22 protein-coding genes are annotated in these 25,697 nt (G+C 62.0%); 10 read left to right on the forward strand and 12 right to left on the reverse strand.

From position 1 onward, the window contains the following. Both ACO08A_RS06755 and ACO08A_RS06760 read right to left on the reverse strand, forming a co-directional pair. Window positions 1-480, reverse strand: coding sequence for a tripartite tricarboxylate transporter TctB family protein (locus ACO08A_RS06755; protein ID WP_422040402.1), 480 nt, complete (start codon window positions 478-480; stop codon window positions 1-3). A gap of 59 nt (window positions 481-539) precedes the next feature. Continuing rightward, on the reverse strand, window positions 540-1,520 hold the full coding sequence (locus ACO08A_RS06760) for a Bug family tripartite tricarboxylate transporter substrate binding protein (protein ID WP_422040403.1): 981 nt from the start codon (window positions 1,518-1,520) through the stop codon (window positions 540-542). 608 nt (window positions 1,521-2,128) lie between these two features. Here ACO08A_RS06760 and ACO08A_RS06765 point away from each other — a divergent pair. After that, complete coding sequence (locus ACO08A_RS06765) at window positions 2,129-3,049, forward strand: OmpA family protein (protein ID WP_422040404.1); 921 nt, start codon at window positions 2,129-2,131, stop codon at window positions 3,047-3,049. 40 nt (window positions 3,050-3,089) lie between these two features. Here ACO08A_RS06765 and ACO08A_RS06770 read toward each other — a convergent pair whose 3' ends face one another. The 3 genes from ACO08A_RS06770 to ACO08A_RS06780 form a co-directional block, all read right to left on the reverse strand. Further along, complete coding sequence (locus ACO08A_RS06770) at window positions 3,090-4,241, reverse strand: pyridoxal phosphate-dependent decarboxylase family protein (protein ID WP_422040405.1); 1,152 nt, start codon at window positions 4,239-4,241, stop codon at window positions 3,090-3,092. Window positions 4,242-4,454: 213 nt separating this feature from the next. Further along, entirely contained in the window at window positions 4,455-5,108 is a 654-nt protein-coding gene (locus ACO08A_RS06775; RefSeq protein ID WP_422040406.1) for a hypothetical protein, read from the reverse strand. Between the two features lie 2 nt (window positions 5,109-5,110). Further along, the gene (locus ACO08A_RS06780; RefSeq protein ID WP_422040407.1) at window positions 5,111-5,359 is read right to left on the reverse strand and encodes a hypothetical protein; all 249 of its coding nucleotides are present in this window, start codon (window positions 5,357-5,359) and stop codon (window positions 5,111-5,113) included. Between the two features lie 127 nt (window positions 5,360-5,486). Here ACO08A_RS06780 and ACO08A_RS06785 point away from each other — a divergent pair, with 127 nt between their 5' ends. Further along, window positions 5,487-6,236 carry a response regulator transcription factor gene (locus ACO08A_RS06785; protein ID WP_422040408.1) on the forward strand — a complete coding sequence of 250 codons (750 nt, stop codon included), beginning with the start codon at window positions 5,487-5,489 and terminating at the stop codon, window positions 6,234-6,236. A gap of 125 nt (window positions 6,237-6,361) precedes the next feature. Here ACO08A_RS06785 and ACO08A_RS06790 read toward each other — a convergent pair whose 3' ends face one another. Continuing rightward, window positions 6,362-7,279: a LysR substrate-binding domain-containing protein gene (locus ACO08A_RS06790; protein ID WP_422040409.1), complete on the reverse strand. Its 918-nt coding sequence runs from the start codon at window positions 7,277-7,279 to the stop codon at window positions 6,362-6,364. A 95-nt stretch (window positions 7,280-7,374) separates the two neighbouring features. Between ACO08A_RS06790 and ACO08A_RS06795 the strand changes: the two genes are divergently transcribed. Next, window positions 7,375-8,889, forward strand: coding sequence for a trimethylamine methyltransferase family protein (locus ACO08A_RS06795; RefSeq protein ID WP_422040410.1), 1,515 nt, complete (start codon window positions 7,375-7,377; stop codon window positions 8,887-8,889). Continuing rightward, window positions 8,876-10,051 carry a mandelate racemase/muconate lactonizing enzyme family protein gene (locus tag ACO08A_RS06800; protein ID WP_422040411.1) on the forward strand — a complete coding sequence of 392 codons (1,176 nt, stop codon included), beginning with the start codon at window positions 8,876-8,878 and terminating at the stop codon, window positions 10,049-10,051. The genes ACO08A_RS06795 and ACO08A_RS06800 overlap by 14 nt, the downstream gene beginning before the upstream one ends. A gap of 36 nt (window positions 10,052-10,087) precedes the next feature. Here ACO08A_RS06800 and ACO08A_RS06805 read toward each other — a convergent pair whose 3' ends face one another. After that, on the reverse strand, window positions 10,088-11,065 hold the full coding sequence (locus ACO08A_RS06805; RefSeq protein WP_422040412.1) for a GlxA family transcriptional regulator: 978 nt from the start codon (window positions 11,063-11,065) through the stop codon (window positions 10,088-10,090). A 137-nt stretch (window positions 11,066-11,202) separates the two neighbouring features. Between ACO08A_RS06805 and ACO08A_RS06810 the strand changes: the two genes are divergently transcribed. The 4 genes from ACO08A_RS06810 to ACO08A_RS06825 are packed head-to-tail and all read left to right on the forward strand — an operon-like array spanning window position 11,203 to window position 15,671. Then, a complete protein-coding gene (locus tag ACO08A_RS06810) occupies window positions 11,203-11,904 on the forward strand; it encodes a GntR family transcriptional regulator (protein WP_422041722.1) in 702 nt (233 codons plus the stop codon). A gap of 19 nt (window positions 11,905-11,923) precedes the next feature. Further along, window positions 11,924-12,829, forward strand: coding sequence for a dihydrodipicolinate synthase family protein (locus ACO08A_RS06815; RefSeq protein WP_422041723.1), 906 nt, complete (start codon window positions 11,924-11,926; stop codon window positions 12,827-12,829). Window positions 12,830-12,831: 2 nt separating this feature from the next. After that, window positions 12,832-14,331: an aldehyde dehydrogenase gene (locus tag ACO08A_RS06820; protein ID WP_422040413.1), complete on the forward strand. Its 1,500-nt coding sequence runs from the start codon at window positions 12,832-12,834 to the stop codon at window positions 14,329-14,331. After that, window positions 14,328-15,671, forward strand: a complete 1,344-nt coding sequence (locus ACO08A_RS06825) for an NAD(P)/FAD-dependent oxidoreductase (RefSeq protein ID WP_422040414.1) — start codon at window positions 14,328-14,330, stop codon at window positions 15,669-15,671. Before ACO08A_RS06820 ends, ACO08A_RS06825 begins: the two co-directional genes overlap by 4 nt. A 649-nt stretch (window positions 15,672-16,320) precedes the next feature. Here the strand turns inward: ACO08A_RS06825 and ACO08A_RS06830 are convergent. Continuing rightward, window positions 16,321-17,343 (reverse strand): permease, encoded by a 1,023-nt coding sequence (locus ACO08A_RS06830; protein ID WP_422040415.1) that lies wholly within the window; start codon window positions 17,341-17,343, stop codon window positions 16,321-16,323. A gap of 90 nt (window positions 17,344-17,433) precedes the next feature. Between ACO08A_RS06830 and ACO08A_RS06835 the strand changes: the two genes are divergently transcribed. Next, complete coding sequence (locus tag ACO08A_RS06835) at window positions 17,434-18,303, forward strand: LysR family transcriptional regulator (RefSeq protein WP_422040416.1); 870 nt, start codon at window positions 17,434-17,436, stop codon at window positions 18,301-18,303. Window positions 18,304-18,314: 11 nt separating this feature from the next. On the opposite strand, the gene ACO08A_RS06840 is transcribed toward ACO08A_RS06835, so the two are convergent. The 4 genes from ACO08A_RS06840 to ACO08A_RS06855 are packed head-to-tail and all read right to left on the reverse strand — an operon-like array spanning window position 18,315 to window position 22,502. Then, window positions 18,315-19,049, reverse strand: a complete 735-nt coding sequence (locus ACO08A_RS06840) for an SDR family NAD(P)-dependent oxidoreductase (protein WP_422040417.1) — start codon at window positions 19,047-19,049, stop codon at window positions 18,315-18,317. After that, the gene (locus ACO08A_RS06845; protein WP_422040418.1) at window positions 19,046-19,777 is read right to left on the reverse strand and encodes an SDR family NAD(P)-dependent oxidoreductase; all 732 of its coding nucleotides are present in this window, start codon (window positions 19,775-19,777) and stop codon (window positions 19,046-19,048) included. Before ACO08A_RS06845 ends, ACO08A_RS06840 begins: the two co-directional genes overlap by 4 nt. 14 nt (window positions 19,778-19,791) lie before the next feature. Continuing rightward, the gene (locus ACO08A_RS06850; protein ID WP_422040419.1) at window positions 19,792-20,895 is read right to left on the reverse strand and encodes a mandelate racemase/muconate lactonizing enzyme family protein; all 1,104 of its coding nucleotides are present in this window, start codon (window positions 20,893-20,895) and stop codon (window positions 19,792-19,794) included. Window positions 20,896-20,954: 59 nt separating this feature from the next. Then, window positions 20,955-22,502, reverse strand: a complete 1,548-nt coding sequence (locus tag ACO08A_RS06855; protein WP_422040420.1) for a trimethylamine methyltransferase family protein — start codon at window positions 22,500-22,502, stop codon at window positions 20,955-20,957. A 310-nt stretch (window positions 22,503-22,812) separates the two neighbouring features. On the opposite strand from ACO08A_RS06855, the gene ACO08A_RS06860 reads away from it, so the two are divergent. Further along, window positions 22,813-25,290: a CoA transferase gene (locus tag ACO08A_RS06860; RefSeq protein WP_422040421.1), complete on the forward strand. Its 2,478-nt coding sequence runs from the start codon at window positions 22,813-22,815 to the stop codon at window positions 25,288-25,290. Window positions 25,291-25,697 lie beyond the last annotated feature (407 nt).

Genomic DNA, 25,697 nt, shown 5'->3' on the forward strand with positions numbered 1-25,697 from the left:
TCAGTAGACCCTGAGAATGGTGCCCTCGGGCAGAACAACGCCCAGCGCAAGTGAGAATATCGACCACATGCCAATGACGAATACGGCCGAGATCGCGATGTGCACCACCATCTGGCGCGGCTGCCAGCCTCCAAGGACACACAGCGTCAGGAACACATAAAGCAACCCGCCCAAAAGCATGCCGAGAAGAGGCATCAGGTAGAGGAAACCGAAGAAAAGCGCGAAGCACAGAAAGGGGTTGGTATTGTCCTTGAACCAGCCCTTGAGGTCCGAAACCGTCGCGGCTTCAAGACCGGAGGTCTGGGACTGAACCAGCAGCACGATGGACAGGGCTCCGAGCGGTATCAGGATGATCCTCGGCCAGGTCCACGAGGCCAGCTGATTGAACATCGGCTCGGGCAGCGAGTAGGTCGCCGCGTACATCACCGCGACAAGCACGAGGAAGAAAACCGCAACGAAGAAATCGCGATTCAAGGTCATGAAAACCCCCAACGGCGTGAAGAATGCCCGCGCCGTGACGGCGCGGGCGTCGACCGGTTCTACTGAAAGCGTCCGACTTTCAGCTCTTTTGCCGCGTCAAGAAACTCGCCTTCCGTGTCTTTCCACCAGGCGGCGTATTCTTCCGGGCCGAGATAAAGAACCTCTGTTCCTTTCGCGGCCTGCTCCGCAACGAAATCCGCGTCTTCCGTCGGACCCTTGAACACGCCGGCCCAGTAATCGACGAACTCCTGCGGCGTGCCTTTCGGAAGCATGATACCGCGCGTCAGGGAGTAGGTCATGTCAACGCCCAGTTCCTTGAGCGTCGGCACGTCCGGGATCAGGTCGCTGCGTTCGTCGGCGGCAATGGCGAAGGCTTTCAGCGCGCCGTCGTCGCGCTGGGTCCGCGCAGCCGCCATGTTGATGCCGCCCAGATCGATCGACCCGTTCAAGAGACCGGTGATGCGGCCGGCCGTGCCGCCCTGGAACGGAACGTACTGATAGTCCGTGCCGGTTTTCGAACCGAGCATGATCCAGAGGAAGTGGCTTGTCGCGCCCATGGAGACACCTGTCGGAATGCCGCCCGGGTTTGCCTTGGCCGCAGCCAGCATGTCTTCAAGGCTGTCATACTCAACGTGCCCGCCGGCGCCGATGATTTCCGGCGTATCGGTCAGCATGGCGACCGGTTCGAACCCGTCCCAGCTGAAATCGGTCACGCCGTTGATGTAGTTGACCACCAGGTGCTGGTGGATCGCGAACAGGGTGCAGCCGTCCGGCTTGGCCGCGTGCGCTTCCTTGGCGCCGGCACCGCCACCCTGGCCCGGAATGGTGACAACCTTGATCTTGACGGGTGCATCGGAGGCCTCGATCGCCTTCTCGAAAATGCCGAAAATCACGGCCGTGCCGCCACCCGGGCCCCAGGGCACGATCAGCTTGGCTGTCGAACAAGGCAGATCTGCCGCCTGCACAGGCGAGGCCGCAACCGCAAATGTCGCAGCAAATGCAACAGCGGTCGCCCTCAGATAAGTCAGATTTAACTTCATGGTGAACCTCCCATTTTGCCCTATCATAAATAACGGACATTTGAGCAAATGGAAGCTTTTATCGATTTTTTTTGATTGTCGTCCGTTTTATCGCTTTCACGCCCGCGCGGTTCGCGGCTGAAAACAGTGGCAACGGCATCAGGATATTCGAGAGAATTCCGGCTGCCCTATGCTCGATAAGCCGGGTCCGGCAAAGCGATCATCAGCCAAGGAGCTTGTCATTCCGGCTGAAGCGCATCGGAAGGCCGGGAACCAGTAAACACCTGATCATCCTTCTTTTTTGATCTCCTACTGCAAGGGGTACTGGTTCCCGCCTTGCCGCTTTCACGGCAAACCGGGACGACAAATCCGGGAAACGATCCCTTTTCCGGACTTGGCACCGAACGGAATTATGCCGCCTTCTCAGTGGCACATGTTCGAAAATGTTCTCCGAACCGGACAGCGATGCGCGCGCACACCATCCCGACAAGCTGCCACATCATTTCACCAAGATACAAGCAACTGATTTTACACCGTCTTTCCGGGCACGCCCCTCCCCAACTCTTGAAATGACGCACACGTAACCCCATCTGCGCGGCATTACGTTTGTTTATTTTTGGATTGTTTAAATGGATTGGAAAACAGAGCCATCTTCGCGCTGGGCGATTGCGCCCGTGCGTTCGTTTTCGGGCGGTGAGATCATCACTGCCGGATTTTATCACTACAAGCTGCGGAACAGGGACACCAACGATGTCTGCACGATCGCGTTTTACGGGATCGGCGGGGGCCTGTCCGTCGTTCCGGCGGCCTACAGCGAGAACCTCAGATACTATTACAAGAACCTGCGGTCGAAGCGTCCGACCAGTTTCCAGGACTTGAACCTGCGCCGGGCACAGCTGGTCATCGGATCCATCCAGGCCCTCAGCGGGCAGAATGCATCCGGTTTCGTCCTGAACATCCTCGACGGGTATTCCAGCTATTCCAAACCGCTCATGGTCTACAAGTCGATCAGCGGTTCGGGTGATTTCGGCTACGAAGACAGCATCGGCACGCCGACCGCCGGCATCGATATTCATGACGGGCTGATCCACGTGAAGTGGGACGAGGTCGAACGCGGCCTGCCCGATCACGATGACCCGATCGCACCCGAATGGAATCACCCGGTCATCCCATACGAAGACCCGCCGGCACCGCCGCCCCGCGGCAAGAAGAAGGTGCGTCTGGAGGCGGACGTTCTGTTCGGCTTCGACCGCCACGATCTGCGTCCCGAAGCGATTTCGCGGCTTGGTGCGGTCGCCTACGAGATCAACAAGCGCACGGCTCCCAGCGTCACCATCGAAGGGCATGCGGATTCCACCGGGCGTGACGGCTACAACCAGTCACTGTCGCTTCGGCGCGCCGAAGCGGTGAAGAACTGGTTTGTCAGCAAGGGCGTCTACCGTGCGCCGGACTTCTCGGTCGTCGGCAAGGGTGAAAGCGAACCGATCGCCGACAACGGGACTCCGGCCGGACGGGCGCAGAACCGGCGGGTCGAGATCACGATCGAATAGCGGCACCGGTCGATGCAAGACGTTTGTTCTCCCGGTCCGGTCATCCGCCGTGACCGGAGAGAACGTCGTCGATGCGCGACCATACGGCGTCCAGGTCCACATGCATGTTCGCGGCCACCTGGCGGACCCAGGGCTCTCCGGCAATATCCGTGCGCGAGGCAACGGGGCCGAGAGCGGCGATGATTTCCTCGGCGGTGCCATTTACCGGGCGCCAGTTGACCACACCGGTTTCCGGCATCTGTTTCAGTTCCGTGCGCGGGTCTGCGGCCAGCCTCTCCGCCAGGTCTTCCGACAGGGTCATCAGGTGTTCGATGCGCTCGGCAAGACCTTCCAGCCCCCAGGCGAGCAGCGTGCCGAGAAGCGCGACGCCGGCTGCCCCGCGTGACCCCTGAACGCCCACATTGGGTGTTGCCAGATAGGAGCTGCCGAAACTGATCGCCTGCTGCGCCTGCGGGTTCTTGAACAGAACGAGGCCTGAATCCTTTGGCTGGAACAGCCATTTATGCGCCGATACCGAAACACTGTCGGCGTGTCTGGTTCCTGCCAGGCGGCCCGCATATTTCGTCAGGAGCAACGGACCGGCCCAGGCGGCATCAACATGCACCCAGGCCGGACCACCATCCTGCCGCCGTTGCCTGCCCGCAAGCCCCAGGTCGTCAATCACACCCCGGCCCGTTGTGCCTGCGGTCAAAACAAGGACCGCGTCCTTCAGGTCCGGCAGGAGACCGGTATCCATGCGGCCTGTGCCTGTGACCGCGATACTTTCGAACGGAAGACCGAGAATGCGTGCGCTCTTGGGCACGGACACATGTGCGTCAGCCGAGGCGACCACCCGCGTTGCCCCGTGCTCGCGCGCGCACCATAGCGCGGCAAGATTGGCGATGGTGGAACCGGCGCACATGTGTCCCGCGTTCATTCCGAAAAACGGCGCAAGCCACTTGACCACCAGACGCTCCGCCTCGCCCGCGAACGGGCTCAGATCCGGATGAAGCAGGTTCTGGTTGAACTCGGCGTTCAGTCCGGCAAGGCGCGCGGCGACGATGGATGGTGCCGGATCCATGTGAGCAAAGGCTTCCGGCCGGCCCAGTTGAGCCGAGCGCTCATGCACCCAGCCGCCGACCAGGTCGAATGCGGCCGCGTCGCCCATGCCGTGCACGGGGATCTTGTCGGCGAGGTCGGACAGGTCTGTCATCTGGCGTGTGCTGTTTTCACTAAGGGAGCTTTCATCGAACACGCGCCTTCATAGCATGAACGGTGCAACCTCGCCGCATGTGCTCGCAGCAGCCGATGCGTGATGATCAGCCGTTCGGATGGCGGCCGGTCGGGGCGCGGGCCCAACGGGGCATTCACGAGATAGGCAGCGGCACCCGAGTTGCCCGAAACGTGTGGAAATGGTCCCGTCTCCTCAGGCCGGGCCGTGGATCGATTCCAGAAACTTCAAGGTTGCCTCTGCCTTGGCGCGGATCTGGGCATTGGAACTCTGCTCAACGACAACATTGACCTTCGACATCCTGTGCGCCTTGTAGTGACGGTTGCCGATCTGGACCGGTTTTCCCTGGGGCACGTTGACGGTGAAATTGAGGGGACTGCCCCGCCCACCCGGTGCCCTCGTGGCAGCGGCCGGGCCCGACGGGCGTTGCGGCGCAGGCCCGTTCGGTCGGTTGACCCGCGTCATCCGGCTCGCGTTCATGGGCGAAGGCATAACCGGCTGCGGTGTGAAGGATGCCCCCCTTGCCGCCGCCACGCCCTGGAACAGGGCGAATGCGGCCTGGGCGGCCTTGGCGTCACGCAGGATCTCGGCACCGCTCTTGCCCTGGCTGATGGCAATGCAGGCCGCGGTCGCCCCGGCAATATCAACGGTCGCGATCTGCAAAGCTTCCAGCTTCGCCTTGAAGTCCAGATCCTTCACCTGCTTCTGCGTCCGGACCGCACCGTCTTTTTGAATGTATTCGATTTTCTTGTCGTAGCGCGGCCGGACTTCCAGGTCGTGACGCACCATGAGCGGCTGCAGCAGATCCCAGCTGCCGTTGGGAAAATGCAGATGGATGTCCGTGTTCACATTCAGATCCTGCCGGCCGCGCCGGTGACGCGCAGACAGTCACCCGCCGTCGTGTTGGCGAAGTCGCCGTGGATGAGACCGAAATGCCCGTCCTCACCCAGGAAGAACGACAGGTATTCCTTGCTTGGCGGGCAATAGAGAAACCGGCCGCCCGTAAACACGACCGCAATTGTGTCGGTCCCCACAATCAGATCGGTGACGACCGGGCTTATCTTTTTGTAGTCGGAAATAAAGGCACTCTGGACGCTCATATTGATCCGCTTTTCCCATGAACAAAAGTAAGGACAGACATAGTCTTTGCATTCAAAACGTGGTCCGCATTACGCTGCAAACCGGGGGGCGGTCTCAAGCCGTCAGAATCGATATATCGAAAGTGATATGGACCGCGTTTTTCTGGAAGCTGCTCGAGAGATCGAAACCACGGCCCGTGTCGACCAGGTCTGGCACCTCTTCTGCGAAGCGATCGGTTCGGTTGGCCTCACGCATGCGATTTACCTGACGGATACCGACAGCCGGCCTGCCGACCTGCGGATCCTATCGACGCTTCCCGGCAACTGGCCGCAGAGACGCCTGCAGCAGGGCCAGTTCAACGAACCGTTCCTGTATCATTGCTGCGCGACCTTCGAGATCACGAAAGTCGGCGTGGAGTTTCTGGGCGATCACGAAGATTATCTCGATGACGAACACCGCAGTTACGTTACGCAAATGACCAGTTACGGCTGGCGTGCGGGTCTTGGAATTCCCTGTCGGCTCCTGGGAACCGGGCGGCATGGCGGCTTCATCATCGGCAACGCGCTGACTGCGTTTGCGTTCGAGCGCAAGATCCTGCCGCTTGCCAGTCAGTTGCAGTCTTTCTGCCTGATCGCGCACCGCCGCCTGGAGCTGCTGCAGAGCCTTGAAACGGACGCGCAAAACAGAAAACCTCTCAGCCCACGCGAGTATCAGACGCTTGAGCTGATCTCGACCGGGATCCGCCCGAAGCAGATTGCCCACGAATTGCAGGTCAGCGAAGCCAGTGTCCGGCTGTATCTGAAAAACGCGCGACAGAAGCTGGGCGCGGAAACGCGGGACGAAGCCGTCGCCCTGTTTCTGCAAACCGAAAAACGCGCGCCTGACCGGAGCGCGTAGTCTCACCGGTGCCCGAGGAGCCGGTGTCATGATCGAGCCTCACGTGCCGATTCCGATTTTCCATTTCATCGAGCCATTGGGATAACTGGTTCCGCCCTGTCGGAACAGGCCGTCCGGCATGGTGCTCAACCGGCGGTCTGCCCGCTGCCGGCGGCCGAGATGAGCCAGTCCCTGACCCGCTCTGCATTTTCGCTGAGCGTGCGGGCCTTCGACCACACAAGGTAGAACCCCATCCCGGTGTGCCAGCTCCACTCCCGGCGGGCGGCGAGCAGGTTGTTGGCGACAAGATCCGCGGCAAGATGGTTCCAGCCGAAGGCAAAACCCTCGCCCGAGATCGCGGCGTTCAGAACAAGCGCATAGTCATTCAGCCTGAGACCCGATGGCGGTATCGTCACGGTGCAGTTCTGCGCCGCGAACCAGTCTTTCCAGCCCGGCCGCTCACGCACCGGCTCCTCGAGATGGATCAGCGTCGCGGCGAGAATGTCCTCCCTGCGGCGGACAGCCGTTTGCGCCATCAATCCCGGGCTGGCAATCGGATAGATGACTTCGGGTGCAATCAGGAAAGCATGGCACCCCGGCCAGTCTCCGTTTCCCCGCCGAACGGCGAGAGAAATACCCTCATCATCGATATCCGGTTCCCGGTCGCTCGACTGCAGGCGCAGGTCGATCTCCGGATGCAGGTCGCGCAGGGTCCGGAGGCGCGGCATCATCCAATAGGTGTTGAATGCTGTCGAGGCACACAGGGTGACAATGGCACTTCTGGCTTCCGACTGGACGGTGCGGGTTGCCTCCAGAATCTGGTGCAGGGCCTTCGATACTTCGGCATAATATGCCGCCCCCACGGGTGTCAGTTCCACCTTCTTGTGCGACCGGAGGAAGAGGGGTGCGCCGAGGGCCTGTTCGAGCTGCTTGATTGCCGCGCTGACGGCCGGCTGCTGAACATTGAGTTCCGATGCCGCCCGGGTGAAGGATCCATGCCGTGCCGCCGCCTCAAAAATAAGGATGTAGCGCGGAGATCCAACAATTTTCCAGAGGCCTTGCATAATTTGAGTTTATGCAAAGTGCGATATTTTTCAATCGTCACAAGATCCCCAGCACGTACTAGATTTGCCTTGTCGGTTCCGTGAAAGGCAAACCCATGGCGAGACGTGCACGCGCAGCGCGCGGACGCAGCGCAGCAAGCAAACCGGACGCCCCGTTCATCAGGCGCGTCCTGCCTGACATCAACATCCTCGATGAAGAGCAGATCGTGGCGCTCGAGGCCCAGGTTGACTGGATTTTCGAAGAGGTCGGGATCGCCTTCCGTGATGACCCGGAGGCGCTGCGTATCTGGCGCGAGGCCGGCGCGCGCCTGGAAGGCGATCTGGTACGCGCGGATGCCGCCTTAGTCCGCGCGCTTTGCAGCAAGGCACCGCGGGAATTCAAACAGCTCGCGCGCAATCCGCAAAAAACCGTGACGATCGGAGGCGCCAACCAGGTGTTTGCGCCGGTTTACGGATCCCCTTTCGTGCGCGACCTGGAGGGCGGACGCCGCTACGGCGACATGACGAGTTTCGAGAAACTTGTCCGGCTCACCTACATGCACCCCTACCTGCATCACGGCGGCTTCGTGACCTGCGAACCCTGTGACGTTCCGGTTTCGAAGCGCCATCTCGACATGCTGTTCGCGCACATGACACTGAGCGACAAGCCGCACTTGGGTGCGATCACCGAAATGAGCCGGGCGGAAGACAGCGTCGCCATGGCCGAAATCGTCTTCGGGCGCGAGGTGATGGAACGCGATTGCGTGATCATGGGCAATGTCAACACCAACTCGCCGCTCCTGGTGGACAAGGTGGTGAGCGAGGCCGTGCGCGTCTATTGCAGTCGCGGACAGGGGATCGTCGTCGCGCCGTTTATTCTCTCCGGCGCCATGGGCCCCGTCTCGACGGCCGCCTCGATCTGTCAGGCCATGGCCGAGGCGATGATGGTCTGCGCGTTCTCTCAGCTTGTCCGGCCGGGCGCGCCTTTCGTGCTCGGGAATTTTCTCAGTTCCATGAGCCTGAAAAGCGGTGCCCCGACCTTCGGCATGCCCGAACCGGTGGTGTCCAACTATGCCATCGGACAGCTGGCGCGCCGTGCGGGCTTGCCGCTTCGATGCGGCGGCTCGCTGACCGCCTCCAAAATCGAGGACGCCCAGGCCGCCTATGAAAGCGCGGACAGCATGCATTCGACCATGCTGGCCGGTGCGAACTTCGTCCTGCATGCGGCAGGCTGGCTGGAGGGCGGCCTGTGCACCGGCTTCGAAAAACTGATCATGGATGCCGACCGGCTCGGTTCCTACCAGAAGGTGCTCGGCGGCGGCCTCGACACCACGGACGAGTCTTTCGCGCGGGACGCCTATGGCGAAGTCGGGCCCGGAGGGCACTTTCTGGGGTCGGCGCACACGATGCGGAACTACCAGACGGCCTTCTACGAACCCAGGCTGTCGGACAGCGAGAATGTGGAAAGCTGGGAGGAAGGCGGATCGAAGGACATGCGCCGGCGCGCGTTCGACCGCTGGCAGACGATGCTTGCAGACTACCAGCCGCCGTCAATGGACGAAGCAACGCGCGAGGAGCTTGAAGCCTTCGTTGCACGCCGCAAGGAAGAGCTGCCCGATGCCTGGTATTAAGATCACCGGCCTCAAGGCAACGCCGGTCAACATTCCCCTTGAAAAACCGATGTGGTGGACCGGCGGTCACTACCCCGGCACATCAAAGACCATCATCGAGGTGGAGACCGATCAGGGGCTGACCGGCCTCGGCGAAGCCCCGTCGGTCGACGTACTGGGTACGATCAGGGATATGGGCGAGCGGCTGATCGGCGCGGACCCGCTGGACATTGCCGTATGCGAAAGCCTTTGTGTTCCTCCCTGGCAGATCGTGCAGAACACCGATGACAGTTCCGTTGTGAAGGCCTTCGGGGCGATCGAGATTGCCTTGTGGGATCTGCGCGGAAAGGTGTCGGGAGAGCCGCTCTACCGGCTGCTCGGCGGGGCTGTGCGCAAGGACATCCCCTTTACCGAATATTTCGCCTTCCGCACGGGCGGTGAAACGAGCCCCGGCGAGGTTGCCGACTATTGCCTGCGCATGCGCGAGGAGCACGGCGCAACCCTGTTCGAAGGCAAGCTGATCCTGGGAGATCCGAAGCTTGAGATCGATACGGTCAAGGCCCTGCGTGCGGCGCTCGGGCCGGACGCCATGCTGCGGCTGGACAGCAACATGCAATGGTCACTGCCGAGCGCGATCCGGATCTTCCGGGAGATCGAGCCCTTTGACATCCGCAACTATGAAGACCCGGTCGCGACCTTCGAGGAGATGGCGGAGCTGCGCAGGCATTCCTCGATCCGCCTGTCGACCCATGTTCCGGATATCCGCCGTGCCGTCAGCCTGGGTGCGCCGGACTACATCGTGACCAATTTCGCCGTTCTGGGCGGCATTGCCCGGACCGTGCGCTTCATCGGCGCCTGCGAGGCCATGGGTGTCGGCTTCTGGTGCTATTCCGGAGACGCGGGAATTGCGACCGCCGGATACCTGCATATGTCGGCGGCGATGCCGTGGATAACCGAACCGAGCCAGTCCCTGTTCCGCTGGCAGGTCGGCGATGTCATCGAGGGCGGCCCCTTTCGCCAGACCGACAACGTGATTGCCGTACCCGAAGGCCCGGGCCTCGGTGTCACCCTCGACCGCAGCGCCCTCGCCCACTGGCACCGGCACTTCGCCGACAACGGGCCGCTGGATCACTTCCATGACCCGGCCATGCCGGGCCGCTTCCGGCGGCTGCCGCTGAACTGAAGTTTCCTTGCAGGCTGCGCCTGCCACCGTTTCCGATCACGCGATCTGGTGCACAGACAGGGTATCCTGAGCAAAGACGCGCTGATTGTGCGGCGTCACGCCAAACCGGTTCTGATAGGTCCGGATGAAATGGGACGGCGATTCGTATCCGCAGGCGAGCGCGATTTCCGAAATCGATTGCTCGGTCTGCAGCAGAAGGTTCCGCGCCTTGGTCAGCTTCTGATTGATGGCATATTTCTTCGGCGACATTTTCAGGTGTTTCTGGAACAACCTTTCCAGCTGACGGGTGGAAATGCCGATGCGCCGCGCGATCTCCGAAGTCGGCATGTAGAACGGGGCGCTCTCGTTCAGGAGACGGATGGCCTCGGCGATGTGCGGATTGCGGATACCGTAGCGCGCCTGGACCGAAATCTGCTGCATTGCATGCGCCGGACGCACGCCCGAATAAACCATCTGGTCAGCGATCGCCATGGCAAGGTCGAGGCCGTGCGTTTCCCCGATCAGGTGCAGCATCAGGTCCGTCGCCGCGGTTCCGCCCGATGCGGTCACGAAGGCCTCGTCGGCCACGAAGACATTGCGCACCAGTTCCACCTCGGGAAAATTCTCCTGGAAACTGTCGTGAAAGGCCCAGTGCATGGCCGCGCGCCGGTTGTCCAGAAGGCCGGCCTTGGCCAGCACAAAGGCGCCTGAGCAGAGCGCACCGATCCGGGTGCCCCGCGCCCTCTCGCGGCGAATGAAGGAGAGCACGTCGGGCGACGCGCGTTCGCCGACATTCAGGCCGGAAATCAGGAACAGGCTTCCTCTGGGAGGGAGCGGATCAAGACCCTGATCCACGAGCGTGACGGTGCGGTTCGAACAAACCGCGCTTTCCCCCGACGGCGAGACCAGACGCCATCGATAGAGTTCCTTGCCCGAAAGCAGATTGGCAATGCGCAACGGTTCGACAGCGCAAGAAAACGCAATGTGGGAAAAATCGTCCAGCAAAAGAAAGCTGACGTCGGTTGTGCGGGACATGTCGCTTTTCTCCGGCCTCTGTCGCCTCCGGTTCATGAGCCTCGACGACGCCTTTGTATAATTCTTGTGTTGCTATTGTATTCATTATGTATACAAACAGGTCAACAAAAATCGGTTGGGGAATTGTCATGCCCAATATGCGCGGCAGCGCGAAATCGCTCGCCTATGAAGATCTGAAACGCGCCATCCTGACGCTCGACCGGGTGCCGGGAAGTTCTCTCGAAGAGGGTGAGCTGTGCGACCGCTACGGTCTGTCACGCACGCCCTTGCGCGAGGTGCTTCAGCAGCTGGCCGGTGAGGGCTTCGTGGTCCTGCAGCAGAACCGCGGCGCGCGGGTATCCGACATGACGCATTACACGCTCCGCGACTTCTTCCTGGCCGCACCGCTCATCTACAGCTCGATCCTCCGTCTTGCCGTCCAGAATGCCAGACCGTCCCAGATCGAGGACCTGAAGCAGGCGCAGGAAGCCTTCCGCGAAGCGCTGCGATCAGGCGACACCACCGAGCGCGCGCTCACCAATGACCAGTTTCACCGCATCACCGGGCAGATGGCCGGAAACAGCTACCTGCTCGCCAGCCTCGACAGGCTGCTGATCGATCACACGCGGATTGCGATGACGTTTTTCAAGCCGAAGTCCGGCGCAAAGGAAGACCGGCTGGCACTGGCGTGTGCACAGCACGATGAAATGATCGCCTGCATCGAAAACGGCGATGAGGAGCGCGCCGCCGAGCTGGCGCTGGAGCATTGGGCGCTGTCGCGTGACCAGATTGAATTGTTCGTGATGCCGGACGGGCTGGAAGCGCCGCTTGGTGTCCCGCCGAAACAGAAATCCGCATGAGGACCCTATGACACCCATCATGGCTTTCGAGGGCATCTATACGCCCGTGGTCACTCCCTATGACGATGACGGTAGCGTCGTCTGGGACGCGCTTGAAAAGGTGATCGACCACCTGGTGGACAGCGGCGTCCACGGGCTGATTTCCGGCGGATCGACCGGTGAGAACTACACCCAGACCGTCGAGGAGCGGCTTGAACTCGCCCGTTTCACGCAGGAGAAACTGGCCGGGCGGCTGCCCCTGATCGTCGGTACGGGAACCATGCGAACGCCGGACTCCGTTGCGCTTGCCGAAGGCGGCGCAAAGCTGGGTGCGGCTGCGCTGCTGGTGGCGACACCGCCCTACGCTGTGCCGACGGAACGCGAAAATGCGCTCAATGTGCTGACCATCGACCGGGCCGCAGATCTGCCGATCATGCTCTACAACTACCCGGGTCGCATGGGCGTGAACATGGGCGAGGAATTTCTCGACCGGGTCGGACGCTCACGCAACGTGTGTGCAATCAAGGAAAGCTCCGGGGACATCAACCGCGTTCACCTTCTCGCACGCGACTATCCCCATATCCAGATGTCCTGCGGCATGGACGACCAGGCGCTGGAGTTCTTCGCCTGGGGCGCGCGCAGCTGGGTCTGTGCCGGATCCAATTTCCTTCCGCACGAGCATGTCGCGCTCTACCGGGCCTGCGCCGTGGAGGGCGATTTCACCAAGGGCCGCCGGATCATGTCCGCGATGATGCCGCTGATGCGCGTTCTGGAACAGGGCGGCAAGTTCATCCAGTGCGTCAAGCACGGGGTTGAAATGACCGGCCTTCGCGCCGGTCCGCCACGGCCGCCGCTGAAAGCACTGAACAAGGACGACAAGCGGCAGCTGGAACAGGTCATCCGCGTGCTGAAATCCACCATCCAAGACATCTCGGCGGGAGCGTGAGCATGACTGATCTTCTGACACACGAAGAATACCGGGCTCTTGCCGCAAAACTCACCCTGCCGACGAATGCCTTCATCGACGGGGGCTACCGTCCCGCATCATCGGGAAAGACATTTACAAGCGTCAACCCGGCGACGGGTGAGACCCTCGCTGAGATCGCGGCCTGCGGCGCAGAGGATATCGACTTTGCGGTTCTGAAGGCGCGCGAAGCGTTCGAGGACGGACGCTGGTCCAGACTGCACCCGTCGGAGCGCAAGGATATCCTGATCCGTTTCGCCAAGCTGCTGACACGCAACCGGCGCGAGCTTGCGGTCATGGAGAGCGTCGACAGCGGCAAGACGATCCTCGATTGCGAGACCGTGGACATTCCCGAGACGATCCATTGCCTGAAGTGGCACGCCGAAGCGATCGACAAGATCTATGACCAGGTGTCCCCGGCATCCGATGATCATATCGCGATGATCGTGCGCGAGCCCATCGGGGTGGTCGGGCTCGTCCTGCCCTGGAACTTTCCGCTGCTGATGCTGGCGTGGAAAATCGGCCCGGCGCTTGCCGCCGGGTGTTCGGTGATCGTGAAACCGGCGGAAGAAACCTCCCTCACCGCCTTGCGGGTCGCGGAACTTGCCATGGAGGCCGGCATCCCGCGCGGTGTCTTCAACGTCGTTCCGGGCACCGGACCCGATGTCGGCGAACCGCTCGGCCGGCACATGGATGTCGACATGGTCTCCTTCACCGGATCGACGGAGACCGGACGCCGGTTCCTGCGCTATGCCGCCGACAGCAATCTGAAGGAAGTCGTTCTGGAAATGGGCGGCAAGAACCCCAGCGTCGTTCTGAAGGATGCGGAAAACCTCGACCGCGTCGCGGCGCATGTCGTCAACGGCGCCTTCTGGAACATGGGCGAAAACTGCTCGGCCAGTTCGCGGCTGATCGTCGAGGAGGAGATCAAGGACGCCCTGCTGGAACGGATTTTTGCCCATGCGCGCGAGTGGACCATGGGCGACCCGCTCAATCCGGAGCATCGTGTCGGTGCGCTTGTGTCTTCGGCGCATTTCGGCAAGGTGAGTTCCTACCTGGATACGGGTGCGACCGTGCTGATGGGCGGCAAGACGCAGGACAATGCGTTCGTCGAACCGACAATCCTGGAGGCACCGGCTGGGTCAGACGTGGCACGCGAAGAGATTTTCGGTCCGGTCCTGAATGTCATGACGATATCCGGGTTCGACGAGGCGATCGAGCTGGCCAATTCAACCGAATACGGGCTGGCGGCCTCGATCTTCACGGCCAACACGAAAAAGGCCCTGCGCGGCGCGCGGGCCATCCGCGCCGGGACGGTGACGGTCAACTGTTTCGGCGAAGGCGATATCGCAACGCCTTTCGGCGGCTACAAGCAGTCCGGTTTCGGTGGCCGCGACAACAGCCTTGCCGCTCATGACCAGTACACGCAGCTCAAGACGATCTGGCTCGACCTGTCCGACGACGAGGACGAGGCCGTGGGATGACAGCGCCTAGGTCCGCGATGAGACTTCCGGATCTGGCCGGCCCGGCCGCCTGGAACCGGATACTGGCGGACCAGCCGGAGGCGGACACATTGTCCGGTTCCACGACAGCCGATATCGTCATCGTCGGCGCCGGTTTCGCCGGTCTGTCTGCGGCCCGGCGTCTCACCCAGATCGATCCGGGCCTGCGCATCGTGGTTCTGGACGCGTGCCGGATCGCGGAGAGCTCCGCCGGACGCAATTCCGGGTTCATGATCGACCTGCCGCACGAACTCAATTCCGAGGATTACGCCGGCGCAGGTGACGACCGGGCGATCACCCGCCTCAACCGCGAGGCCATCGACTTCGCCGGCAAGGCAGTGGAAGCGTTCGGGATCGATCCGAATTTCTTCGACCGGGCGGGCAAGATCAACGGTGCGGCGAGCGCCAAGGCGGTCCGGCACAACGAAAGCTATGCACAGCACCTTGGCGGTCTCGGCGAAGCCTTCGAGATGCTGGACGAAAGGCAGATGTCGGAAATCACCGGCAGCCGCCATTACCTGTCCGGCCTCCATACGCCCGGGACGGTCATGCTGCAGCCTGCCGGTTATATCCGCGGTCTGGCGCGCGGATTGCGGCAGGCGGGTGTCCGGATCTTCGAAAACAGCCCCGTCACGCAGTTTCAGCGGGACGGAACAGGCTGGAAAGTCGTTACGCCCAAGGGACACGTCAGGGCGGACAAGATCATTCTCACCGTCAACGGGCATCTGGAAAGTTTCGGCTACGAGCAGGACCGCCTGATGCAATTGTTCCTGTTCGCGGTCATGACGCCTGAACTGGATGCCGATCAGCTCGCTCAACTCGGCGGCGCGCCGCGCTGGGGCGTGACACCGTCGGACCCGATGGGGACCACCATGCGCCGGATCGACACCGCGCAGGGCGGCAACCGGATCATCACGCGCACCTGCGCACTTTTAAAACCCGACATGCGGCCGCCCGCAAGGAGCCTCGAGCGGGCGGCCTGTGTCATGCAGCGCAAGTTCGATCAGCGGTTTCCGCAATTGGCCGGACTGACCATGGAATACCGGTGGGCCGGGCATCTTTGCCTCAGCCTGAACTCGGTCGCGGTGATGCGGGAGCTGGAGGACGGTGTCTATTCGGGCTGCGTGCAGAATGGTCTCGGGACCGCGCGCGGCACGCTCACTGGCATGGGCGCCGCCGATCTTGCCTGCGGCATCTCAAGCGAGATCACCCGCCACTTCGGTGCGGAAGCGCGCCCGAAGAAACTGCCGCCCCAGCCCTTCCGCGAACTCGGCGCCAACCTGGTTCTGCGCTGGAAAGAATGGCGTGCGGCGGAAGAATAGCCAGATCAGTTTTGATCCAGCGATGCTGAATTCGCCGATCTCCTGCAGGGTCATCCCCGATCAAGTCGGGGATGACAATCGAGAATGAAAATCCTCATCCTGAGGAAGCGCGCAGCGCTGTCTCGAAGGATGGGTGGCGGGGACCGTGTGGCCATCCTTCGAGACGGACCTCTAGGTCCTCCTCAGGATGAGGGGTCGGGGACGAAGGTGGCAGCATCTGGGACAGGTTTCCCCGCTGCCGTCCTGGCCAAACACAGCGCGCGCCGAGGCCGGGGAGGCACGGGTCCAGCGGCTTTTCCTGTTGCCTTACCAGCGTTCCCGGGTTCCCCGATCCCGGATCTCCGCTTCGCTGCGTCCGGGATGACGATGGAGAAATAGGGGTGGTCCGGATGATGTCTGCCCGGACAATTTGCCCGTCCCGAAACCCGAGCCACAAAATCCTCCTCATTCTGAGGAAGCGCGAGTGCGCTGTCTCGAAGCAGCGATGCTCAAGCAGTTACAACTTGCGGAGTTTTACCCTCTCCCAATGGGAGTGGGCCAGGGTGAGGGCATATGTCTGAAAGATACGTCAGCACCTGTCCCCTCACCCGGCCTTTCAGACCGACCTCTCCCCGCGGGAGAGATAACTGCGGCTCCGGCCATCCGACGTTCAAACCACCCAGCCAAACAGGTAGCCGGCCATCATCGACCCTGTCACCGCGAGGACGAGATAGAGCAGAAAGGGACGCAGTTTCAGAACCGGGAAGATCGCCAGGGCACCCCAGATGCTGACCACGCCGCCGGATACCAGAAAGGCCATGGCCGCACCCGGCGACATGCCGTTGTCGACAAGGGCACGGGTCAGCGGCAGGGCCGCGTAGCCGTCGATATAGGCGGGGGCTCCGACGAAGACAGCGGCCGGAATGGCCCACCACTTGTCTTCACCGACATACTGCGCGAGTGATCCGGGAGTCAGCACGGCATTGAGGGCGTATTCGGCGAAGAAGGCCGGGATCAAACAAATCAGGATCAGGCGTGTCGTCGCCACCCCCTGCCGGTAAAAGGCGGCGCGTCTTCCCGCTTCGCGCCAGACGCGCGGCTCGAACGAATTGGCACTGCAACATGTTCCGGCCGCAAGGCCGGAGGCAAGTCCGCCCTTGCGCAGGATTTCTCCGACTTCGTTCTGCCCGCTGAGAGCTGCCGTGACGGCTCCGCCGAACAGACCCAGGCCGAAGGCTGCAACCGTCTTGCCGACAGCGAAAGCAATGCCGAGCGTTGCTGCCGTGGTCGCCAGCATGGCCGGGTCGGTCACCGGAGAGGACAGCCAGAACGCCATGACGGGCGCGAGCGGCACGCCGGCCGCCAGAAGCCCGACCATCAGCGGCAGGATCGTGACGCCGCAGACGGGCGTGATCGCACCGATCAGGGAGGCGGCAATAATCGCACGCAGCATCCGGCCCTCGAATGCGCGGCTGATGATCCTGTCGGCGCCGCTCGCCATGATCCAAGCCGTCAGCAGAATACCCGGCACGACAAGCGGAGAAACGGACACAAGACCCATAGCCGAGAATGTCAGACCGTCGACGACGAAATCCGGCCAGACCATCACAGGAATGATGAGCAAGGCGGCGAGAGCCGCATGACGCCAGACGCGGGCCCTGCCGCTGGCCGAGGTCGTTTGCTGAACATTCATGGGCGGCTCTCCTGATTGACGTCGGCAGGATAACCGTGTCTTCTTCATATAAAAAATGAATATCTTAAAACTCAGATATTGAGAAAACAGATGGCCAACCTTGATAGCGATCTTCTGCGCACCTTTCTAGCTGTTGCCGAAACCGGCAGCATCACCGAGGGCGGAACACGGATCGGACGCTCCCAGTCCGCGATCAGCCTGCAGATCGCGCGGCTGGAACAGACCATCGGCCAGAGCGTCTTTCATAGGAACGGACGCGGCGTGGTCCTGACCGATGCCGGCAAGCAGTTGTTCCCTGTCGCCAGAGACGTCACGGCGAGACTGGACGCGACCCTGCGCGACCTGACGACGGCGCCTTTGAGCGGATCGCTGCGGCTTGGCATTCCCGATGACCACGGCCGGGCGAAACTGACACGGATCGTCGGCAATTTCGCCCAGTGCCACCCTCAGGTTCAGCTGGACGTGACCTGTTCCCTCAGCCCCGACTTCCCCGGCATGCTGTCAAAGGGTCAGCTGGACCTTGCCGTTTACGAGGTGCAGAATCCTGCCTCAGACGAAGAGGTCATCTACGAAGACACCACGCACTGGGTCATGAACAGACACAGAAATCTCCTGGACCAGGACCCCTTGCCGGTCGCGCTGTTCGACCGTGCCTGCTGGTGGCGCGAAGCTGCGATCGCCTCCCTCACCGCGGCGGGCAAACCGTTCCGTCTGGTCTATTCCAGCCAGAGTGTTGCGGGCGTTAAAGCGGCCGTCGAAGCGGGGGTTGCCATCGGCGTTCTCGCACAGTCCTCCATTGACCGCTCCATGACGATCCTCGGCGAGGATCAGGGTTTCGTGCCGACGCCGTCCTCCAAGCTGGTGATCGGGATGGGGGCACATCAGGATGCGGACCTGATCAACTCCATGGCAAACGAGATCCGCGCCGCGTTCCAGCATCGCCCGGCCGTTCTCGCCTGAGCCCGTCCGGGTCACGGAAGACTCAGCCGCGTCATCCGCCCCCCGTCAACCACATAGGTTTGGCCCGTGATGAAACCGCTTTCCTCCGCGGCGAGGAACGCGACAAGCGCGGCCACTTCCTGCGGGTCTCCCGTGCGTCCGACGGGATGGAGGGAGCCGACATCGCGCCTGAACGCCTCCGGGTCGGGCATGGCATTGACAAAATCGAGATTGAGATCGGTGTCGATCCAGCCAGGGGCAACCGCATTGCAGCGGACACCGTCCTGGCCATGGTCGACAGCGACCGCACGCGTCAGGCCGTGGAGCCCGGCCTTGGAGGCCGAATAGGCGGCGTGATGGCCATTGCAGCCGATACCTTCGATGGATCCGACATTGACGATTGCACCACGGCTGCGTTTCAGATGCGGCAAAGCGTGTTTGATGAGCAGGAACGGTGCCGTCAGGTTTACGGCGAGCGCGCGCTGCCAGTCCGCAAGGGCCATATCCTCGACCGACGCTTCCTGCATGACCCCGGCATTGTTGATCAGAACATCGAGCCCGCCGGTGCGGGAGGCAACATCCTCGACAATGCGCGCTGGCACCTGCGGATCGGAAAGATCTGCGGAGATGCTTTCAAAGCCGGGATCGTCGCCGCGCTGGACGGTGAAGACGCGCGCGCCTTCGCTGCGCAGGCGGATCGCAATCGCCCGTCCGATGCCGCTGCGCCCGCCGGTAACGAGTGCCACTTTTCCTTCAAAACGTGTCATGACACGGATTTTCCGCCATTGACCTCGACCAGCGATCCGCACATGTAACGGGCGGCATCGGAGGCAAGAAAGAGGACGACCTCGGCAATGTCATCGGGTTTCGCGACCCTGCCGAGCGGCACGGTCTTCCCGAGCTCTTCGATCGCCGATTGCGGATCGAAACCGCGCCTCTCAAACCCGGTCCTGAGCATAGGCGTGTCAACTTCGTTCGGGCAGACCGCGTTGATCCTGATGCCCTGATGGGCATGATCGCGGCCCATGCACTGGGTCAGCGAGGCGACCGCCGCCTTGGTCATGCAATAGACGGCGTGGTTCGGACCCGGATGCACGCCCCAGCACGACGCCGTGTTGACGATGGCACCGCCTCCATTTGCGGTGAGGATCGGGATGGCCGCCCGGCAGATCCGGAAAGGCGCTTCGACATTCACGCCGACCGAGAGCGCATAGTCCGCATCCGTCGTTTCCGTTACCGGTCCGCGGCTGATGACGCCAGCGTTGTTGACGATGATATCGAGCCCGCCGAGCGCCTCGGCAGCGGCTGACGGCAGGCCATCGCAGTAGGCCGCGTCCAGAAGATCTCCCTCCAGCAAGGCCTCGGCGTCAACAGGTGAGCAATTCCGGTCCGCGGCGGCAACAGCGGCGCCCTCGGCGCGCAGCATTTCCGAGATGACCCGGCCGATGCCGCCTGCCGCCCCCGTCACCAGCGCCTTCCTGCCTGAAAATCGCATGATCAGTCTCCCGCTCAGTAGGCCGCAATCGGGGGTCCGAACAACGGCTCGTTCACATCGATACCCAGACCCGGGCCGGAGGGAAGATCGATATGGCCCTGGCGAATCTCAACGCCGCCGTTTTCAGAATACGGCGTTTCGATCATTGGCTGCGCCAGCCAGACACCCTCGAGCAACGTGGGCTTGACCGTCGCTGCAACATGCGTGCACGCAGCCGCGATGATGTCGCCGCCCCAGGCATCGTCGCATGTGTGCGGCAGGTTCAGCGCCTCGCACATATCCCGGAAGGCCGCCATCTGCTGCAGGCCACCGATTCGGGTGACCTTCATGCCGAAGCCGTCGACGATGCCGAGCGCGGCCGCGCGAATGGCCGCCGCAAGATCCACGCCGCTCTCGTCCATGTAGATCGCATGGCTCACCTGCGGCCGGATCTTTTCAAGATCCTCAATCCGGTTGCAGGGCTGTTCCAATATGAAGGGGATGTCCGGGCATTCCCGGCTGACACGCAAGGCATCACGCGTCGTCCACCCCCTGTTGCCGTCGACGGCGAGGCGCATGCCGGAAGCCGACACCGTTTCCCAGACCTTGCGGATGGTTTCGATATCGATCTCAACGGGACGCCCGCCAACCTTGATCTGAAGGCGCGGATAGCCCTCGTCCCGCTTGTCGGCTGCGATCCGGGCAATCTCGTCGGGAGCCCCGACACCGGTCGCATAGTAGGACGGAACCCTGTCACGTGCGGCACCGCCGATCAGATCGGCAACACGCACACCATGGTGCTTCCCGAGGAGATCATGCGCGGCGATGTCGATGGCCGCCTTGGCATAATTATGCCCGTTGAGCGCACCGTGCATGGCCCGGTTCAGGAGAAGCGGCCGGATCTCCTTGCCGATCAGGGTCGGCGCTATCTGCTTCAGTGCGGCCTGGGCGCCCAGCGCATGGGCTTCGGCATAGGTCGGGCCAACGGGACAGGTCTCGCCCCAGCCGACAAGACCATTGTCGGCGACAAGCTTGAGCAGTGTCGTCTCAAGGGCCCAGACCTCGGCATTGGCCATCGTGTAGGGCCCGTTCTTCACGGGGAGATCGTGGCGGAAAATCTCGACCGACTTGATTTTCATGCTTCAATCCGGAATTCGCAATCGCAAGGGCACAGACGACGAACGTCGCCTGTCCGTTTTCAATAATCCTGGTTCAGGGCATCTTCCGCTGGGATTTCCCGCTCGCGGCGGGCGATGTAATCCAGCAGGGCCTCATTGCGCGCTTCATCCAGCTTCGGTTCCTGGTACTCGGACAGGAGTTTCCTGGCCTGTTTCAGGGCGCGTTCGGTGATCTCCACCTCGCCTTCGGCTTTCCACTGCTCGATCGAGTTGTTGTCGAACATCTCCGGCATGAAGAACGCACGCTGGAAATTCTCCTGCGTGTGCGGATGGCCCAGATAATGGCCTCCCGGACCGACGTCGCGCACGGCGGCAAGCGCCTCGTCAAAGTCGTCCCAGCGCGGGCCCTCGGCCATGCGGTAGACCATTGCCGACTGCTCTGCATCGACAATGAACTTGGCAACGGAACAATGCATACCTGCCTCGTTCCAGCCGGCCGTGTGCCAGACATAGTTGGCACCTGCGTGGATGACCGCGTTCAGCGTGGTCGCGCTTTCGTAGCCTGCCTGGGCATCGAACGTCTTGGCACCGCCAAGCGACCCGGATGTCCGCCACGGCACGTCGTAGTACCTGGCAAGCTGGCCGATCAGGAAATTCATCAGGCTGATCTCCGGCGTGCCAGCCATCGGCGCGCCGGACTTCATGGAGACCGTGGAAAGATAGTGGCCGTAGATTGCGGGCGCACCCTTGCGGATCACCTGCGTGTAGGCGAGCGCGCTGAGCGCTTCCGCGTTCAGCTGGGCGACGGCGGGAACGACAGATGCGGGCGTGTTCGCGCCGCCGAGCACGAAGGGCGAGCACAGCACCGGCTGGTTTCTTCTCGAAAAGGCCCGCATCGCTCCGAGCATGGTCTCGTCCCAGACCAGCGGCGAGTTGCCATTGCAGTTTCCGGTCGTGACCGGATGGTCTTCCAGGTAGTCTTCGCCGAAGAGGATCGCGCACATCTCGATGACATCCTCGGCATTCTTCGGGCTGGTGGTCATGCCCATGAACGTCTTGTCGGAATGTTTCATCGACGAATAGGTGATGCGCAGATGGCGGTGGCTGATGGGGTGATCGTAGGGTTCGACGATGTGGTGCGCGCTGGAGTGGATCGCCGGCAGCATGTGGCTCAGCTTGTGGAACATGGCAAGATCGTCGAGCGTCGGATTGCGCCGGACATCATCCAGGTCGCGCAGGAACGGCGCACCGGTCATAGGCACGAACATGGTGCGGTTGCCGCCGAGCGGGATGTTCTTTTTCGGATTGCGCGCGTGATAGGTGAAGCTCGACGGAATGGTCCTGATCAGTTCGCGCACATGGCCGCGATCAAGATAAACCCGTTCGCCGTCAACCTTTGCACCCGCCTTCTTCCAGTCCTCCAGCGCGATCGGATCGCGGAAAATGATGCCGACTTCCTCGAGGATCGACATGGAAGCATCGTCGAGCTTGCGGATCTGGTCGTCATCGAGCGGTTCGCAAAGCGGCAGGTTCCGGGTCAGGCCGGGAAGCATTTCGTGGTCGGGCGCGGTACGTAGGGCTCGGCGGCCTGCACGGCCGCCACTGCGGCTGCGAACTGCGACACTCATGAACATCTCCGAAGTCTGTGTGTTGTGACTTCAGACTGCGCGCTGTGTCCGTGCTTTTCCTGCCCGAAACCGAACGGGGCATGCGTTTTCCGACATTCCGCTGCTATTTGGTCTGCCGGACGACGGGTGCCGGCACCGCGGTGGTTGCGAACACATCTGAGCGCGCGAGAGACTTGTGCTCGTGGCAGCAGGTCGCGCGGGCCTGGCAGGGTTGACCGTTTGGAAATGATTTTTGGCTGAATGAGACCAATTTTTTCTGACGGCTCACTTAGTCTGATCCGTCAGGGAACCAAGCTCGGAGTGTGCATCCGTGAACGAACGGCCGCTTTCGCACATCAGGGTGCTCGATTTCGGGCACTATCTGGCCGGCCCGCTTGTCGGGATGATGCTTGCCGATCTTGGCGCCGAGGTCATCCGCATCGATCCGCCCGGCGGCCCGCGCTGGCAGGATCCGGCCTTCGACATGCTGTCACGCGGCAAGCGCGCCCTCTCACTCGATCTCAAGACCGACGGCGGCAGACAAACCGCGCTGAACCTTGCGGCCCGGTCCGATGTCGTCATCGACAATTTCCGGCCCGGCGTCATGACACGGCTGGGCCTTGGACCGCAGACCCTGCAGGACATCAACCCGGCGCTTGTCAGCCTGTCCCTGCCCGGCTTTGCGTCGACGGATCCCGAACTGCGCGACATTCCCGCGTGGGAAGCGGTGATCGCCGCTCGGACGGGGCAGTTCACGGATATGGGCCTCAATCGCCGCCTGATGGGGATCAATCCGTCTTTCACACCCCTTGGCCTTGCCTCGGCCTATGGTGCGGCCTTTGGCGCCATGTCGGTTCTGTTCGCTCTGCAGGCGCGGACGCGCATGGGCGGTGATCACATCGAGGTGCCACTTGCGTCCGCGCTGTTCGAGGGCCTTGCCTATAACAGCGAACAGATCGAAGACTATCCGGACCGCTACAAGTCGCCGCGCGAACATGAGCTTGAGCGCCGCGCCCGGCTCGGGCTGCCGAACAATCTGAGCTTCGCTGCGCTTTCGGAATTCCTGGATCCGTTTTACCGCACCTATACATGCGCCGACGGCAGGGGTTTTTACGTGGTCGCCTGTTCGATCGTCAGCCATCCGCGCCGGGTGCTGGAAGTTCTCGGTCTCAAGGATCTTCTTGACGATCTGCCGGATTTCGACGTCTACCGCGATCAATGCGACTGGCCCTCCGACTGGGCCCTGAGAAGCTATCCCGTCGGGCGGCAAGACCGCGTGCGGATTTCCGAAGCCATGAAGGCCGCGTTCCTGACCCGGCCCGCACATGAGTGGGAAGCACTGTTCGGGGCGGCAAAAGCGCCCGCAACCGCGCAGCGCAGCACCCGGGAGTGGTTGTCCGATCCGCATGCGCTGCAGTCCGGCCTGGTGCTTGACGTCGATGATCCGCGTCATGGACACATGCGGCAGATGGGAAATGTCGCCTGGCTGTCAGATGACGATCTTGCCGCTTCAAAGAACCCCGGCCCCTTGCCCGACGACCTGGCACCGTCCCTTGCCGATATCCTTCAGGAAGCCCCCCGGCAACGGCATGACCGGCAGGACGGCACATGGCTCGATGGCCTGAAAGTGCTGGACCTGACCAATGTGATCGCCGGCCCGACGGTCGGAGCAACAATCGCCCGGTTCGGCGCGGATGTCACGCTGGTTCAACCGGTGTCTCCATCGGTCGACCCCTGGAACGCGGTGGTGTTCGGTCTGCAGGCCCAGCGCGGCAAGAAAAGCATTCTTCTGGACCTGAAGTCCGACGGCGGGCAGCAGGCGCTCCGCCAGCTCCTGTCGCAGGCCGATGTCGTCACCCTAAACGGAACGGACGAACAATGCCGGGCGCTCGGCCTGACCGGAGAGCGTCTCGCGGACCTCAATCCGAGGCTCATTCTCGTTCAGCTCGACGCGTTCGGAGCGCCGCGGCGCGGACCCAAGTCGGATCATCTGGGATATGACGATCTGGCCCAGGCGGCGACGGGCGTCATGACGCGGTTCGGAGGCGGGGCTGGAACACCGGAAGAGCACGCGCATTTCGGCACCATTGACGTCCTTGCCGGGTTTTGCGCCTGTGTCGCGCTTGGCGCCGCGCTCGAGCGGTTGAGGAAGACCGGCAAGGGAGGTGTCGCCCGGGCTTCGCTTGCCTCGGCCGGTGAACTCATCCAGGCGCAGTTCATGTATGACTTCGAAGGTCGCGGGCCGTTCGACGAACCAAGCGGCCGCGAAGCCCGGGGCTGGGGGCCTTTCTATCGGTGCTATGAAGCTGCGGACGGCTGGATGTTCTTCGCGGCCCCGACGCTGGGACAGACCGTGCTGCGGCATGTTCCAGAACTCGCCGATCTCGCCGGTTCGGATGAAGCCGGCCTGGAAACGGCGCTTGCGGAGAGGTTTGCCGTTCAGCCGTCAAGCCATTGGGCTCAGCGGATTTCCGGGACGTCGGCGGCAGTCGTGCCGCTCGGTTCGCTGCATGCGACGCGGGATGTAAATCTCTACCTGGAAAGCAAGGGAGCCCCGGACATTCGCGTGAACACGTTCAGCGCCGTCCGGCATGATCTTCATCCCATGGGCCGTTGGGTCGATCTGGTTGCACCGAATGCCGTGCGCCCCGAACGTGCCGGGATCACGATACCGGGGCCTGCTCCCAAGTATGGCGCCCACACGCGCGAAATCCTCGCCGGACTCGGTTTCGATGACCAAGAGATCGATGCCCTGATCGCCACCGGACATGCCGGAGAATTCTGGTCGGAAAGGTATCTGCCGGAATGACGGGAGCACGGAGCATCAACCCTTTCACGACAACTTTACGAAAGAGGTCCAACCGACCAGTCAACACGATTTCGGGAAAGACCCCGGGGAAGCGAAAGCCTTGTAAACGCTCCGGATTTATTTGGTTTTGCACCCAAGAACTTGGCGCACCTGCGACTCAAACGTTAAAAAAAGTTAATTTCTATCGCGTTGCCAGATGTTGCCCAAGTATTCAATAATATATCCAGCTCAAGACCCGATCATCCGCCGTCTCGCGGCCCGAAAATGAAGCAACTGGTCAAATTCTGTGCGCCCATGCAAAAAAATGGTGTTCAACAAATTCCAAAATGTGGAAGCAAGAATTTTATCAAAAGGGTAGCGGAATCGGCGGTGTTCGTGTTTTGCTGATTAAATGTCGCATATGAGCT

This window comes from Roseibium sp. (assembly GCF_965232425.1).
Lineage (GTDB): Bacteria > Pseudomonadota > Alphaproteobacteria > Rhizobiales > Stappiaceae > Roseibium.

Excerpts from the sequence above, each read along its gene's own strand:
- ACO08A_RS06785 (WP_422040408.1), top strand. The coding sequence starts at position 5,487 with ATGGACCGCGTTTTTCTGGAAGCTGCTCGAGAGATCGAAACCACGGCC.
- ACO08A_RS06760 (WP_422040403.1), bottom strand. The coding sequence starts at position 1,520 with ATGAAGTTAAATCTGACTTATCTGAGGGCGACCGCTGTTGCATTTGCT.
- ACO08A_RS06845 (WP_422040418.1), bottom strand. The coding sequence starts at position 19,777 with ATGCGATTTTCAGGCAGGAAGGCGCTGGTGACGGGGGCGGCAGGCGGC.
- ACO08A_RS06850 (WP_422040419.1), bottom strand. The coding sequence starts at position 20,895 with ATGAAAATCAAGTCGGTCGAGATTTTCCGCCACGATCTCCCCGTGAAG.
- ACO08A_RS06830 (WP_422040415.1), bottom strand. The coding sequence starts at position 17,343 with ATGAATGTTCAGCAAACGACCTCGGCCAGCGGCAGGGCCCGCGTCTGG.
- ACO08A_RS06800 (WP_422040411.1), top strand. The coding sequence starts at position 8,876 with ATGCCTGGTATTAAGATCACCGGCCTCAAGGCAACGCCGGTCAACATT.
- ACO08A_RS06810 (WP_422041722.1), top strand. The coding sequence starts at position 11,203 with ATGCGCGGCAGCGCGAAATCGCTCGCCTATGAAGATCTGAAACGCGCC.
- ACO08A_RS06825 (WP_422040414.1), top strand. The coding sequence starts at position 14,328 with ATGACAGCGCCTAGGTCCGCGATGAGACTTCCGGATCTGGCCGGCCCG.
- ACO08A_RS06820 (WP_422040413.1), top strand. The coding sequence starts at position 12,832 with ATGACTGATCTTCTGACACACGAAGAATACCGGGCTCTTGCCGCAAAA.
- ACO08A_RS06770 (WP_422040405.1), bottom strand. The coding sequence starts at position 4,241 with ATGACAGACCTGTCCGACCTCGCCGACAAGATCCCCGTGCACGGCATG.
- ACO08A_RS06795 (WP_422040410.1), top strand. The coding sequence starts at position 7,375 with ATGGCGAGACGTGCACGCGCAGCGCGCGGACGCAGCGCAGCAAGCAAA.
- ACO08A_RS06765 (WP_422040404.1), top strand. The coding sequence starts at position 2,129 with ATGGATTGGAAAACAGAGCCATCTTCGCGCTGGGCGATTGCGCCCGTG.
- ACO08A_RS06855 (WP_422040420.1), bottom strand. The coding sequence starts at position 22,502 with ATGAGTGTCGCAGTTCGCAGCCGCAGTGGCGGCCGTGCAGGCCGCCGA.
- ACO08A_RS06815 (WP_422041723.1), top strand. The coding sequence starts at position 11,924 with ATGGCTTTCGAGGGCATCTATACGCCCGTGGTCACTCCCTATGACGAT.
- ACO08A_RS06780 (WP_422040407.1), bottom strand. The coding sequence starts at position 5,359 with ATGAGCGTCCAGAGTGCCTTTATTTCCGACTACAAAAAGATAAGCCCG.
- ACO08A_RS06755 (WP_422040402.1), bottom strand. The coding sequence starts at position 480 with ATGACCTTGAATCGCGATTTCTTCGTTGCGGTTTTCTTCCTCGTGCTT.
- ACO08A_RS06835 (WP_422040416.1), top strand. The coding sequence starts at position 17,434 with ATGGCCAACCTTGATAGCGATCTTCTGCGCACCTTTCTAGCTGTTGCC.
- ACO08A_RS06790 (WP_422040409.1), bottom strand. The coding sequence starts at position 7,279 with ATGCAAGGCCTCTGGAAAATTGTTGGATCTCCGCGCTACATCCTTATT.
- ACO08A_RS06840 (WP_422040417.1), bottom strand. The coding sequence starts at position 19,049 with ATGACACGTTTTGAAGGAAAAGTGGCACTCGTTACCGGCGGGCGCAGC.
- ACO08A_RS06805 (WP_422040412.1), bottom strand. The coding sequence starts at position 11,065 with ATGTCCCGCACAACCGACGTCAGCTTTCTTTTGCTGGACGATTTTTCC.